Raw genomic sequence first — 14,381 nt, 5'->3', positions numbered from 1 at the left:
GGCATTTTTGGCTTGCACTTCGCCTTTTCCTTGCCAAGATGGCCGCCCCAACAGGTGGACGAAATTGCTGCATTGCGATATCTGACCATCAACGAGTTGCTATGCAGTTGGAGCAAAGATACCCATGATCGGACTTGTGCTTGTCACCCATGGCAAGCTGGCGGAAGAGTTTCGGCACGCGTTGGAGCATGTGGTTGGTCCGCAAAAAGCTATCGAGACCGTGTCCATCGGGCCCGAGGACGACATGGACCAGCGGCGTCAGGATATCCTCGATGCGGTTGCGGGCGCGGACGAGGGCAATGGCGTCATCATCCTGACGGACATGTTCGGCGGCACGCCTTCCAACCTTGCCATCTCGGTCATGCGCAGCGGCAGCGTCGAGGTGATCGCAGGCGTCAATCTGCCGATGCTGATCAAGCTTGCCGGCGTTCGCGGCGAAAGCGACATGGACAAGGCCCTCGTCGAGGCCTCCGAGGCGGGGCGCAAATACATCAATGTCGCCAGCCGCGTGCTGAGTGGAAAATGATGGACCATCGCCCGGACATGTCGTTGACGCGCGAGCTGCTGATCATCAACAAACGCGGCCTGCACGCACGCGCGTCGGCGAAATTCGTCCAGACCGTCGAGGCCTATGATGCCGAGATCACGGTATCCAAGGACGGCATGACGGTCGGCGGCACGTCGATCATGGGCCTGATGATGCTCGCCGCCAGCACCGGCTGTACGGTTTTCGTCACAGCCAGCGGCGTCCAGGCGGAAGAGGCGCTGAACGCCCTCGACGCTTTGGTACGCGATAAGTTCGGCGAAGAAATTTGACGCGGCGCATCGAGCTCAAACTGAAAGCTGTTCCGGCGCTTCGCGCGATATAAACATATAAAGACTTCTTTATATCGCGGTTGCCCTGCCCGCCGATTCCTGATAGACCGTGCCCACTCTCCCCGCGATCCTGCGCGGGAGGCGTTGTCACGCCGCCAAAAGGCCAGAGGGGCCGGCGCGGCCGGAAAAGATCAGCCCTGGAGAACTCCATGACCGCAACTCAGGACTATATTGTCGCCGATTTCGGCTTGGCCGATTTCGGCCGCAAGGAAATTGCCATCGCCGAAACGGAAATGCCGGGCCTGATGGCCTGCCGCGAGGAATTCGGTGCATCGAAGCCGCTGAAGGGCGCGCGCATCACCGGCTCGCTGCACATGACCATCCAGACGGCCGTGCTGATCGAGACGCTGGTTGCGCTCGGCGCCGAGGTTCGCTGGGCGTCGTGCAACATCTTTTCGACCCAGGACCACGCCGCTGCCGCCATCGCGGCAAGCGGTGTTCCGGTCTTCGCCGTCAAGGGCGAAACGCTTGAGGAATACTGGGCCTATACCGACAAGATCTTCCAGTGGGCCGACGGCGGCCTGTCGAACATGATTCTCGACGATGGCGGCGATGCCACCATGTACATCCTGCTCGGCGCTCGCGCCGAAGCCGGCGAGAACGTGCTTTCGAACCCGGGCTCGGAAGAGGAGGAAATCCTCTTTGCCCAGATCAAGAAGCGCCTCGCCGCAACGCCGGGCTGGTTCACGAAACAGCGCGACGCCATCCAGGGCGTCACCGAAGAAACGACCACCGGCGTCAACCGCCTCTACCAGCTCCAGGCCAAGGGCCTTCTTCCCTTCCCGGCGATCAACGTCAACGACAGCGTCACGAAGTCGAAGTTCGACAACAAGTACGGCTGCAAGGAATCGCTCGTCGACGGCATCCGCCGCGGCACCGACGTGATGATGGCCGGCAAGGTCGCGGTCGTTTGCGGCTATGGCGATGTCGGCAAGGGTTCGGCTGCCTCTCTGAAGGGCGCAGGCGCCCGCGTGAAGGTCACCGAAGTCGACCCGATCTGCGCCCTCCAGGCTGCAATGGACGGTTATGAAGTGGTTCAGCTCGAGGACGTCGTTTCGACCGGCGACATCTTCATCACGACGACCGGCAACAAGGACGTCATCCGCATGGACCACATGCGCGAGATGAAGGATATGGCGATCGTCGGCAACATCGGCCACTTCGACAACGAAATCCAGGTCTCGGCGCTGCGCAACCTGAAATGGACCAACATCAAGCCGCAGGTCGACATGATCGAGTTCCCGAAGGGCAACCGCATGATCCTGCTCTCGGAAGGCCGGCTGCTCAATCTCGGCAATGCCACCGGACATCCGTCCTTCGTGATGTCGGCCTCCTTCTCCAACCAGGTGCTGGCGCAGGTCGAGCTCTTCACCAAGAGTGGGAACTACAAGAACGAAGTCTACGTGCTGCCGAAGCAGCTCGACGAGAAGGTTGCCCGTCTGCATCTCGCAAAGCTTGGCGCCAAACTGACCGAGCTTTCGGAAGAACAGGCGGCCTATATCGGCGTGAAGCCGCAGGGTCCGTTCAAGGCCGAACACTACCGGTACTAATCGTTAGCCGGACAATCCACAAGATGTTGTGGCCGCGATCTTGACAAGAGATCGCGGCCTCTTTTTTGAGCCGCGCACTTTCCGGCGATTCGTCAAACAAGTATGCTTAACTCATTGATTCGTGACGCTACTGCACGTTTCTACAGCGTCCTTTGCGCGTCTGGTAAGACGCGCGGCGCTGTAGTGCGGACCTTCGAGTGTCGCGGACGGGGATGTCTTGTCGGACATGCGGCAAACAGACGGAGACAGACCGGGGATGCAATCGCAACTGACGCGAACCCCTTCCGGGGGATTCGGTGCATGGCGGCGTAAGGTCGGCGGCAACTTCCGGACAAACGGGGACAGCGGCGCCATGGAAACAGAACGATCCACGCTTTTTGGCCGATGCCTCAACGCGCCGGCATCGGTGCGGCGACTGCTCGCCGGCACCGTGTTCTTCTCGGCAACCGACGCAGCAGCTCAGGCATCGACGCCGGTGGCCAAGGCCATTTTCGGCTCCTCCGAAGTCGTCACTTTTTCCGTCCTGATCGGCGTCATTTCCGCCGCCATGATTTCCGCCATCTGGCTCATCCGCCAGCGCGGCAATATCGAAGCCGAGAACCGCGAACTGAGATCCGGTCTTTCCGATGCAAGCCAGCGGATTTCCCGTTTCCAGGCCCTCATCGCCGACAAGAACCGGCGCATCGTGATCTGGGATGGTCTGGCTGAGCGTCCCGAGTTCCTCGGACAGCTTCCCGTCGAGACCGGCGCTCCGCAGGACGACCGCGCCTTTCTCGCCTTCGGGCGCTGGCTGAAGGCGCCGTCCGCCAGCCAGCTTGAAAAGGCGATCGAGACATTGCGCGCGCAGGCGCAAAGCTTCGACCTCGTGCTCGAAACGCAGCGCAACGAGGTTCTGGAGGCTCAGGGCCGCGTTTCCGGCGGACGGGCTTTCGTGCGCTTCATCGCACTCAACAATCTCCGGGCCGAACTTGCCGAATTGAAACTGGAACGCGATCGTCTGCACGCATCTCTGTCGACATTCCGCACGCTGCTCGATGCGATCGACCTGCCTGTCTGGCAGCGCACCGCCGACGGCAAGCTCGAATGGGTCAACGAGGCCTTTGCGGAGGCGGTCGACGCGCTGAGCGCGAACCTCGCCGTCGCCGAAGGGCGTGAATTGCTCTCGACCGCGGCGCGCGAAAAAATCCGCTCCGTATCAACCCTTGAAACGCCCTTCAGCGACAAGGTTTCGACTGTCGTAAAAGGCAATCGCACCTTCTTCGATGTCGTCGACGCCCGCAGCCCGGCCGGCTCGGCCGGCATCGCCATCGACGTATCCGGCATCGAAGCCGTGCGTGAAGAGCTTGCGCGGACCTTGAAGAGCCATGCCGAAACGCTCGACCATCTGGCGACGCCGGTGGCGATCTTCGACGGCAATCAACGCCTGCAATTCTACAATCAGGCGTTCCAGCGGGTCTGGAATCTGGACATGGGCTTCCTCGAGCGCAAGCCCGACAATGGCGAGGTGCTCGACCGGTTGCGGGCCAGCGGCAAGCTCCCCGAGCAACTCAACTGGAAGCAATGGAAGGCCAATGCGTTGTCCGTCTATCAGGCGCTCGACACGCAATCCGACCTCTGGCACCTGCCGAACGGCCAGACGCTGCGGGTCTTCGCCACGGCGCGGCCGCAGGGCGGCGCAACCTGGGTGTTCGAGAACCTGACCGAAAAGGTCGATCTTGAAACCCGCTACAATACCCTGCTCCAGGTCCAGGGCGAAACGATCGACCATCTCGCCGAAGGGGTCGCGGTGTTCGGGCCCGATGGCCGCATCCGGCTGTCCAACCCGGCGTTCCGGGCGATCTGGGGCATCAGCGAGGCGGAGGCCAAACCCGGCACGCACATTCGCGCGGTCGAACAGGCCTGCCTGCCCTCCTACGACCAGCCGGATGGCTGGAAGCGATTTGCCCATATCATCACCAGCTTCGACGACGAGCGGCCATCGAGCCGCGGCATTCTGGAATTGCGGACCGGCCTGATCCTCGATTATGCCGTGATCCCGCTGCCGAACGCCCAGACGATGCTGACTTTTGTCAACATTACCGACAGCGTCAGGGTCGAGCGCGCTCTGACCGAGAAGAACGAGGCGCTGCGCAAGGCCGACGCGCTGAAGAACGATTTCGTTCATCACGTCTCCTACGAATTGCGCTCGCCGCTCACGAACATCATCGGCTTCGCCGATCTCCTGAAGACGCCCGCATTCGGCGAGCTCAACGAGCGCCAGGCGGAATATGTCGACCACATCGCGACGTCATCGTCGCTGCTCTTGACGATCGTCAACGACATCCTCGACCTGGCGACCGTCGACGCCGGCATCGTCGAGCTCGACATGTCCGAGGTGAACCTCGTCGATTTTCTCGATGACGTTGCCCATCAAATGGCCGACAGGCTTGTCGAAAGCGGCGTCACCTTGCAGGTGGATGCGCCCGACAACCTCGGCCGCATGATCGCAGACCAGCAGCGGCTGAAGCAGATCTTCATCAAGCTTCTCACCAACGCCGCCAACTTCGCGCCCGATGGCAGCACGATCGATCTCAAGTGCCGGCGCGAAGGCACCGATTTCGTCTTCTCGGTCAGCGATTCCGGCCCCGGCATTCCGCAGGACGTCTTGAACACCGTCTTCAACCGCTTCGAAAGCTACGGTCAGCACGGCGGCGCCGGTCTCGGACTGTCGATCGTCGAGAGTTTCGTCAGCCTGCATCACGGCACCGTTTCGATCCACAGCAAGGAGGGCGAAGGCACCGAGGTCACCTGCCGCATTCCGTCGTCCGAAATGCCGAAGATCATCGCGGCCGAATAATGAAGCATCTGCAACGGTTCCTGAAGGACGAGGCAGCCACCATCGAGCTTGGCGAAGACCTGGCGCTGGCGCTGAAGGCCGGCGATTGCGTCGCCTTGTCGGGCGATCTCGGCGCGGGAAAATCGACCTTCGCGCGCGCCCTGATCCGCGCGGTCGCCGACGACGAGGCGCTCGAAGTGCCGAGCCCCACCTTCACGCTCGTCCAGAACTACGACCTGCGCATCCCCGTCGCCCATTTTGACCTCTATCGTCTCGCCGACGCTTGGGAACTCGACGAACTCGGCTTCGACGAGGCCCTTTCCGAAGGGATCTGTCTTGTCGAATGGCCGGAAAAAGGGGACGAAGCGCTTCCTTCCGACCGGATCACGCTCGTCTTCGCCCATCATGACGACGGGCGCCAGCTTGCCATTTCCGCGCCCGACGCTTCGTTCGAGCGTATTTCCCGCTCGCTCGCGATCCGCAGTTTCCTCTCGCAAAACGGCTATGCGACGGCCCGGCGCCGGCACCTGAGCGGCGACGCTTCGATCAGGGCCTATGAGCGGATCGACACGGACGGTGAGCCGGCGAAGGTTCTGATGGATGCGCCTAGGCATAAGCCCGGCCCCATTCTCCAGGACGGAAAATACTATCAGCAACTTGCGCACCTTGCCGAGGATGTCGTTCCCTTCGTCGGGATTTCCAAGCTGCTGCGCGGACACGGCTTTGCCGCGCCGGCAATCTACGCCCGCGACCTCGACAAGGGCATCCTGCTGATCGAGGACCTGGGCTCCGAGGGTATTCTCGACGCCGACGGAAGACCGGTTGTGGAGCGCTACCTCGAAAGCGTGCGGTTGCTCGCCCGTCTTCACGGTGAACCGCTGACGCGCGAGATCGCCATTGGCGATGGCCTCATCCATCGCATCCCCGATTTCGACCGCACGGCGATCAAGATCGAGGCGAGCCTGCTGATCGACTGGTACCTGCCATGGAAGCGCGGCGAAGCGGCGTCCGACAGCGAGCGTAAAGAGTACTTCGCCATATGGGATCAACTGATCGATGTTCTTGCATCGGCCGAGAAGAACCTGCTGCTGCGCGATTTTCACTCGCCGAACATTCTTTGGCGGCCGGACCGTGAAGGGCTCGGCCGCGTCGGCATCATCGACTTCCAGGACGCAATGATCGGTCCGACCGCCTATGACGTCGCCTCGCTTACGCAGGATGCGCGCGTGACCATCGACCAGGACCTAGCCGACCGGCTGATTGACGCCTATCTCTCCGAGCGCAAAGCCTCCGGCCCATTCGACGAGGCAACCTTCCTTCGCGACTGGCACCTGATGTCGGCGCAACGCAACTGCAAGCTCGCCGGCATCTGGGTGCGGCTGATGCAGCGTGACGGCAAGCCCGGTTACATGAAGCATATGCCACGCACCTTCGCCTATCTGAGCCGTGCGCTCGGCCATGAGGTGCTGACGCCCTTGCGCGATTGGTGCATTAAGGCTGGAATCTTGGCTAGCGAATCAGCCAACTGACAGGAAATCATGCCCATCACCAATGCTATGGTGCTTGCGGCCGGACTGGGCACCCGCCTTCGGCCAATCACCGATACACTGCCGAAACCCCTGGTCAAGATCGCCGGCAAGCCGATGATCGACTACGTGCTGGACATCCTGGCGGCCGCCGGCGTGACCAAGGCGGCGGTGAACGTCCACCACTTCGCCGACCAGATGGAAGAGCATCTCCGTCGCCGAGAGACGCCGGATATCCTGATTTCGGACGAGCGGGACGCCCTGATGAATTCGGGGGGCGGGCTCGCCAAGGGACTGAAACTGCTGGACGACGGGCCGCTGATCGTCATGAATGCCGATCTCTTCTGGGTCGGCGAAAACGCCGGTGAGCCGAGCAACCTTCAAAGGCTTACCGAGTTCTTCGATCCGCAGAGGATGGACATGGCGCTCCTCTGCGTGCGGCTCGAAGACACGACCGGACACAACGGCAAGAAAGATTTTTCGCTCGCTCAGGACGGCAGGCTCGCGCGTTACGAGGAAGGCATGGAAAATCCAGTAGTCTATGCCGGCGCGATCGCCATGGAGTCGCGCCTCTTCGCCGATGCGCCGAGCGATGCCTTCAACCTCAACATCTATTTCGACCACGCGATCGCCAGGGGGCGCCTCTTCGGGTTGATGCTCGACGGCCACTGGATGACGGTCGGAACACCGGAAGCGATCGCTGAAGCCGAGGCGGCCGTGCGCCGTTTCCAGCCGGGAGGATAGGATGCCCGGCCACGCCTCGAACGTCTTTTCGATCCCCGCCGGCCTGCCGTTCCTGAGGACTTTGGCCCGAAAGCTCTGCGACGGCGGGCTCGTCCCGGGTTTCAAGTACGATCCCGCGGATCCCCTGATGCTTGCCGGCGTGACGATCTTCGTTCCCACACGACGCTCGGCGCGTGTGCTTCGCTCGGAATTCGTCGATCTGCTCGGCGGTCGCTCGGCCATCCTGCCGATGATCCGCGCACTCGGCGAGACGGACGACGACAGCGGTTTTTTCGACGCCGAGATGCCGGCAATTCTCGATCTCGCCCCGCCGCTTTCCGGCACGGCACGCCTGATCGAACTCGGCCGCCTCATTCTCGCCTGGCGCAACCAGCTGCCGCAGGCGGTGCTCGATATCCATGGCGAAAGTCCGCTGATCGCGCCGGCGAGCCCCGCCGATGCCATTTGGCTCGCGCGCAATCTCGCCGACCTGATCGACGCCGTCGAAACCGAGGAACTCGACTGGGAAGCCCTCGATGAGCTCGACGCCGGCGAACATGCGCTCTGGTGGCAGTTGACGCTTGCCTTCCTGAAGATCGCCCGCACCTACTGGCCGGAGCGGCTGGACGAACTCAAGCAATCCTCGCCCTCGCGCCACCGCAATGCCATTCTCAAGGCAGAAACACAGCGCATCGCCGCCGGCAAGGTGGGCGGGCCGATCATCATCGCTGGCTCGACCGGCTCGATCCCGGTGACGGCCGCGCTGATCGCAGCCGTGAGCAGGCTGCCGAACGGCACCATCGTTCTGCCGGGCCTCGATCAGACGATGAGCGATACGGAATGGGAGCTGATCGTCGGCGATGCTTCGAGCGGCGTCACAAAAGATCCGGCAAGCCGCAGCCACCCGCAATACGGCTTCTACCGGCTGCTGAAACGCATGGGCATCGGGCGACGCGATGTTCTCACTCTCGAGCCGGCCGATGGCTCCCTCGACTATCGCAGCATGGTTTTTTCGCGCGCCCTGCTTCCGGCAAGGGCGACCGACAGCTGGACCCGCGCGCGTGAAGACTTCGATCAGGCAAGGCTTCTCTCGGCCTTCTCGGACGTCGCACTGATCGAGACGGCAAATGAGCGGGAAGAGGCAACGGCCATCGCCATCACACTCAGGCTCGCGCTCGCCGACGACGACGAAAGCCAGGCGGCGTTGATCACCCCGGATCGGGGGCTTGCGCGCCGCGTCGGGGCGGAACTCGCCCGTTTTGGCATCGAGGCCGACGATTCCGCCGGCACACCGCTCGCCGCCACGGCCGCCGGCGCCGTCGTCCGTTTGTTGCTGGAAGCGGCGTTGCGGCCGGGCGATCCGGTGCCCCTCGTCGCTCTCCTCAAGCACCCGCTCGCCCGCTTTGGCGAGACAACCGAGGGTGTCCGCCGCGCCGCCGATGCGCTGGAACTGCTGGCGCTGCGCGGTGGTACCGGCAGCGCCGGGATTTCGGCACTTGGCCCGCTGATCGAGCAGGCGCTCGAAAAGCGAAAGCATGATCGCCATCCTCCCCCGTGGCAGAGTCGCCTCAACGAGGAGGATATAGCGGCCGCCCGCAAACTCGCCGAGCGCATTGCGTTGGCCGCCGAACCCTTGGCAAGCGCTTCCGTGCTTCGCATCGACGGCCAGCCTCAGTCCAAGGTTCTCACGCTTGCCGACTGGGCGGAGCGAACGGGTCGCGCGTTGGAAGCCGTTTGCGTGGACGAACGCGGCCGCCTTGGCGACCTTTGGTCGACGGAAGCCGGCGAAACACTGGCAACGCTTCTCAAAGGCATCATCGAGACGGAAGGTCAGATGAACGCCGACGGACCGCAATGGTGCGACATCGTCGAAGCGCTTGCGGCAAGCGAGGCGGTCAAGCCCCGATCGATGCGGCATCCCCGCGTCTTCATCTTTGGTGCGTTGGAATCGCGCCTGCAAAGCATGGACCTCGTGGTGCTCGGCGGCATGAACGAAGGCACTTGGCCGGGACAGACGTCAAACGACCCTTTCCTGTCGCGGACGATGAAATCCGGAATCGGCCTCGAACCGCCGGAACGGCGTATCGGCCAGCTCGCCCACGATTTTCAGATGGCCTGCGGCACGCGCCGTCTGATCCTTTCGCGCTCCATGCGCCAGGGTTCGGCACCGACCGTCGCTTCGAGGTGGCTGCAGCGCCTGCAGGCGCTCGGCGGCGATGGACTGACGCAACTCATCAAGTCCAACGGTGCGGACTATTTGCACTGGGCGCGCATTCTCGATGAAGGCGAAAGCCAGCCGCTTGCGACGCGGCCGGAGCCGAAGCCCCCCGCCGAGCTGCAGCCGCGCAAGTATTCCTTCAGCGAAGTGACTCGCCTCCGTCGCGATCCTTACGCCGTCTATGCACGGCGGATTCTGCGCTTGCAGCCGATCGATCCGTTCAATCGTGATCCGGGGGCCGCCGAGCGTGGAACGCTCTACCATCGAATCGTCGATCGCTTCGTCAGGGGCGGCTTCGATCCGGCATCATCCGAAGCGGAAGCGGTGATGACGAGACTGCTCAACGAAGCCTTCGACGAGGAAGGGCTCCCGCCGCATATCGACACGATCTGGCGCCCGCGTTTTGCCGCCGTCGGGAAGGCATTCCTCGCCTGGGAGCGCGACCGCCGGAAGAGTATTCTGAAATCTTTCACCGAGGTTTCCGCATCCATGGATATCGGCCTTGCGGATATCCGGCTGACCGGCGTTGCCGATCGCCTCGATCAGCGTCCGGACGGCACCATCGACATCATCGACTACAAAACCGGCTCCAGTCCCTCGCCCAAGGAGGCGCGCAGTTTGCTCGACCCGCAGCTTTCGCTCGAGGCCGCCGCCCTCAAGGCCGGAGCCTTCGGCGCGACGGGACGCGCCGAACCGAATGCGCTTCTCTACGTCCGCCTGAAACCCGGCAACCGCTTCAGCGTCGATCCCGTCAACAACGAGGGTGGCAGGCAAAAGGAAACGAAATCCGCCGACCAACTGGCGGAAGAATCGCTCACCGAATTGCGGAAACTGCTCGCGGCACTGATGACCGGCCGCCACGGCTTCGTTTCGCGCCTGATCGTGCAGAAGGAGCGCGACTACGGAGGCGAATACGATCATCTGGCGCGTGTTGCCGAATGGGCGACCGCCGAAGGCGAGGACGATGCCGATGAGGGATGATACTTTCGGGCCTCGAGAAACGACGCCCCGGGCTTGGCTCGACTGGACGACGGAGCGGCAATCGCTTGCCTCCGATCCGGCGCGCTCGGCCTGGGTTTCCGCCAATGCCGGATCGGGTAAGACGCATGTCCTGACCCAGCGCGTCATCCGCCTGCTGCTCGCTGGCTGCCGCCCCTCTGCAATTCTCTGCCTCACTTACACGAAGGCCGCCGCTTCGGAAATGTCGAACCGGATCTTCGAGCGCCTGGCCGAATGGGCGACGCTTGACGACCCCGCTCTTGAGAGGCGTATCGAAGCGATCGAAGGCGCCCGGCCATCGGCCGTGAAAATCCAAGAGGCGCGGCGGTTGTTCGCCGCCGCCCTTGAGACACCCGGCGGCCTGAAGATCCAGACGATCCACGCGTTCTGCGAAGCGCTCCTGCATCAGTTTCCGCTCGAAGCCAATGTCGCCGGGCATTTTTCCGTGCTCGACGACAGCGCCGCCGCGGTCCTGCTCACGGATGCCCGGCGCGCGTTGCTGGCGGCTACCGCGGCAAACGACGCAGAGCTAGCCGGCGCCTTTGCCACGGTTCTCGATCTCGCCGACGATACCGGTCTTGAACGGCTGCTAGCGACGATCGTCGCCAATCGCACGCCCATTCAAGCCTTTCTCGATCGCGCCTCAAAGCGCGGCGGATTGGAAGCGCATCTGCGTGCGTCGCTTGCCATTGCGCCGGGCGAGACCGCCGAAGGTGTGCTGGCGAAGGTCTGGCCGCTGGCTGGCCTGAACGGGGCGGCGCTTCAGCAATATCTCGAGCTCGCGGCACGCAAGGGCGGCGCCAAGCCCGTCGAGTTTGCGGAAGGATTGAAGGCGGTCGCAATACTCGCCGATCCCGAGGAACGCTATCGTCGACTGCTCGGGCTCTTCTTCAACGGCGGCGGCAAGCCGAGGGCCGACTCCACGTTTCTGAACGCCGCGATGCGGCGCGAGGCGCCTGATCTCGCCCCCTTGGTCGAGCAAGCGCGCGATCATGTCGCCGCCTGCGTCGACCGTCTCAGCATCGTCAGGATGTACGAGGCGACACGGGCCGCTCTTACCCTCGCCGCGAGGCTCAACCGCGATTACGAGGAAATCAAGAAGGCGCGCAGCCAGCTCGACTTCGACGATCTGATCAACCGCACGGCAGCGCTTCTCGCCCGCGGCGACGTCGGCGCCTGGGTTCACTACAAGCTCGATCAGGGCATCGACCACATCCTCGTCGACGAGGCGCAGGACACGAGCCCGGCGCAATGGACGATCATCCAGTCGCTTGCCGCCGATTTCTTCGCCGGCGAGACGGCGAGGGTGGACGAGCGGACGATCTTCGCCGTCGGCGACGAGAAGCAATCGATCTATTCGTTCCAGGGCGCACGGCCGGAGCGTTTCTCCCGCGAAAGCATTGTGACGGAGCGGCGCGTGCGCGCTGGCGGAAAATACTTCAGCCCGATCCGCCTGCAGCTTTCCTTCCGCTCGACCATCGACGTCCTGTCGGCGGTCGACACGGTCTTTGCCAACAAGGCGAATGCCAAGGGGCTTAGCGCGCGGGACGAGGCGATCGTCCATGCCTCGAACCGGATCGGCCACCCCGGCGCGGTCGACATATGGGACGTGATCGCGCCCGAACCGACGCTCGCCGAAGAGGAATGGACGGCCGCGTTCGACGCGACGCCCGAGCGCGCGCCGGCAAACATTCTCGCCCGACGCATCGCCGCGGTTCTCGATGAATGGATCGGCAAGGAAACCGTCATCGAGAAGGGCGTTCGCCGACCGATGCGCCCGGGTGACGTGATCGTCCTCGTTCGCAAGCGCGACGCCTTCGTCAATGCGTTGACGCGGGCGCTGAAGCGCAGAAACAACATCCCGGTCGCGGGCGCCGACCGCCTGGTGCTGACCAGCCACATTGCGATTCAGGATCTGATGGCGCTCGGCCGCTTTGCCCTTTTGCCGGAGGACGACCTTTCTCTCGCCGCGCTGCTGAAAAGTCCGCTCATCAATCTCGGTGAGGACGATCTTTTCGAGCTTGCGGCGGGAAGGGCGGAAACCGAGAGCCTCTGGCAACGCCTGCAGAGCCTCGGCATCGACGAGACGAGCCGATACCACGCGGTCGCGCGCACGCTCTCGCAGTATTCCGATCTCGCCCGCCATATGCTGCCGCACGATTTCTATGCCCGCATCCTGGGTGTTCTGGGCGGCAGAGCGGCTTTCCTTGCCCGGCTGGGCAGCGAGGTCAGCGACATTCTCGACGAATTCCTCACTTTCGCGCTCGATCACGAAAGAGCGGGCTTGCCCGGGTTGCAGGCGTTCATCTCGACGCTCGAGATCGAAGCGCCGACGGTCAAGCGCGAGCAGGACAAGGAGCGTGACGAAGTCCGCGTCATGACCGTGCACGCGGCAAAGGGCCTGGAGGCGCCGGTCGTCTTCCACGTCGACGGCGGTGGAAAAGCCTTCAACAGCCAACATGTTCCCGATCTGCGCCTTTTCGAAAAGCCGCGGGCCGATGGTTCCGTCGTCACCGTACCTGTCTGGCGGGCGCCTGGTTCCGGATCGAATTCCCTGCTCGACGCCGACAATACGCGCCTGAAGGCGCTGGCCGAGGAGGAGTACCGGCGTCTGCTCTATGTCGGCATGACGCGCGCCGCAGACCGGCTCGTCATTTGCGGTTATCGCGGACAGAGGGAGAATACCGATACCTGGCATGCCATGGTCCGGGGGACGCTGGCCCAGGATATCAAGGGACGCGGGACGCCCATGGTGTTCCGCGCGGGCGGCGAAGAGTGGGAGGGCCACGCGTGGCGCGAGACGCATCCCCATATAGACGCCCCCGTGGCAGAGGGTGTGCGGGCCGAGGGAGAACGCGGAGCGCCGGGCCTGCCCGCGACGCTTTCGGCACCCTTGCCGTCGCCGCGTCGGCTGCCGCGGCCGCTCACCCCATCCGGCACCGGCATAGTCATCGATGATCCGGACAGCGATTCGATCGTCGGATCGGCGCTCTTCACGGAAAAGGCGGCACCCAATCGCTCGCTGCTGCGCGGCGCGATCCTTCATCGCTTGCTGCAGGTTCTCCCGTCGATCGATCCTGCGGAACGCCCGGCGGCGGCCGACCGCTATCTGCTGCGCTCGGTCCCGCGCTGGGCCGAGCCGGAGCGTCGGGCGCTTGCCGACGCCGTGATCGATTTGCTGGACCATCCCGACCTGCAGACACTCTTTGCCGCGCACAGCCGGGCGGAAGTCTCCGTCATGGGAACGCTCACCCTCGGTGGGCGCGAGTTCGCGGTGTCGGGTCGCATCGACCGACTGGCCGTTTCCGGTGACACGGTGACGATTGCGGACTTCAAGACCAATCGCCAGGTGCCGACGTCGCTGGCGGAGGTGCCGCCGGTCTACAGAACGCAACTTGCCATCTACCGGGAACTGCTCAAGCCGCTCTACCCCGGGCTGCGCTTCCGTTGCGCGCTGATCTTCACCGAGGGACCGGCAATCCAGGTGCTGCCTGACGTGATGCTGGACAGGAGCCTTGAAGAGCTCGCAACAAAGTGAGATACACGATATTGCAAATCCGGTGGCGACACCTCACATGAGGCACAACATCTGGACACGCCGCGCCGCCCCGGTTCGAACCGAAAGGCGCGGTAACATTTTGAAGTACCGCACGACCAAGGTCGTGCGGTCGCCA

Annotated in this window: 8 protein-coding genes; all 8 read left to right on the top strand. The window is 63.4% G+C overall.

The window, feature by feature from the left end; genetic code table 11:
- Positions 1-124 precede the first annotated feature (124 nt).
- Entirely contained in the window at positions 125-526 is a 402-nt protein-coding gene (locus tag RB548_RS18660) for a PTS sugar transporter subunit IIA (protein ID WP_280660692.1), read from the top strand.
- Positions 523-816, top strand: coding sequence for an HPr family phosphocarrier protein (locus RB548_RS18655; protein ID WP_167528290.1), 294 nt, complete (start codon positions 523-525; stop codon positions 814-816). The genes RB548_RS18660 and RB548_RS18655 overlap by 4 nt, the downstream gene beginning before the upstream one ends.
- Before the next feature lie 209 nt (positions 817-1,025).
- A complete protein-coding gene (gene ahcY, locus RB548_RS18650) occupies positions 1,026-2,426 on the top strand; it encodes an adenosylhomocysteinase (protein WP_331372701.1) in 1,401 nt (466 codons plus the stop codon).
- A gap of 352 nt (positions 2,427-2,778) precedes the next feature.
- On the top strand, positions 2,779-5,262 hold the full coding sequence (locus RB548_RS18645; protein WP_331372700.1) for a PAS domain-containing sensor histidine kinase: 2,484 nt from the start codon (positions 2,779-2,781) through the stop codon (positions 5,260-5,262).
- Positions 5,262-6,770 carry a tRNA (adenosine(37)-N6)-threonylcarbamoyltransferase complex ATPase subunit type 1 TsaE gene (tsaE, locus tag RB548_RS18640; RefSeq protein ID WP_331372699.1) on the top strand — a complete coding sequence of 503 codons (1,509 nt, stop codon included), beginning with the start codon at positions 5,262-5,264 and terminating at the stop codon, positions 6,768-6,770. The genes RB548_RS18645 and tsaE overlap by 1 nt, the downstream gene beginning before the upstream one ends.
- A 9-nt stretch (positions 6,771-6,779) precedes the next feature.
- Positions 6,780-7,511 carry a nucleotidyltransferase family protein gene (locus tag RB548_RS18635; protein ID WP_331372698.1) on the top strand — a complete coding sequence of 244 codons (732 nt, stop codon included), beginning with the start codon at positions 6,780-6,782 and terminating at the stop codon, positions 7,509-7,511.
- 1 nt (position 7,512) lies between these two features.
- Entirely contained in the window at positions 7,513-10,689 is a 3,177-nt protein-coding gene (addB, locus tag RB548_RS18630; RefSeq protein ID WP_331372697.1) for a double-strand break repair protein AddB, read from the top strand.
- Positions 10,679-14,245, top strand: a complete 3,567-nt coding sequence (addA, locus tag RB548_RS18625; RefSeq protein ID WP_331372695.1) for a double-strand break repair helicase AddA — start codon at positions 10,679-10,681, stop codon at positions 14,243-14,245. The genes addB and addA overlap by 11 nt, the downstream gene beginning before the upstream one ends.
- The last annotated feature ends 136 nt before the right edge of the window (positions 14,246-14,381 follow it).

It is taken from the genome of Sinorhizobium chiapasense (assembly GCF_036488675.1).
Lineage (GTDB): Bacteria > Pseudomonadota > Alphaproteobacteria > Rhizobiales > Rhizobiaceae > Sinorhizobium > Sinorhizobium chiapasense.
This window is presented reverse-complemented; position numbering and strand designations above follow the sequence as displayed.

Bases quoted from the DNA above. Each gene is read 5' to 3' on its own strand.
- RB548_RS18635 (WP_331372698.1), top strand. From the start codon at position 6,780: ATGCCCATCACCAATGCTATGGTGCTTGCGGCCGGACTGGGCACCCGC.
- RB548_RS18645 (WP_331372700.1), top strand. From the start codon at position 2,779: ATGGAAACAGAACGATCCACGCTTTTTGGCCGATGCCTCAACGCGCCG.
- ahcY (WP_331372701.1), top strand. From the start codon at position 1,026: ATGACCGCAACTCAGGACTATATTGTCGCCGATTTCGGCTTGGCCGAT.
- addA (WP_331372695.1), top strand. From the start codon at position 10,679: ATGAGGGATGATACTTTCGGGCCTCGAGAAACGACGCCCCGGGCTTGG.
- tsaE (WP_331372699.1), top strand. From the start codon at position 5,262: ATGAAGCATCTGCAACGGTTCCTGAAGGACGAGGCAGCCACCATCGAG.
- addB (WP_331372697.1), top strand. From the start codon at position 7,513: ATGCCCGGCCACGCCTCGAACGTCTTTTCGATCCCCGCCGGCCTGCCG.
- RB548_RS18655 (WP_167528290.1), top strand. From the start codon at position 523: ATGATGGACCATCGCCCGGACATGTCGTTGACGCGCGAGCTGCTGATC.
- RB548_RS18660 (WP_280660692.1), top strand. From the start codon at position 125: ATGATCGGACTTGTGCTTGTCACCCATGGCAAGCTGGCGGAAGAGTTT.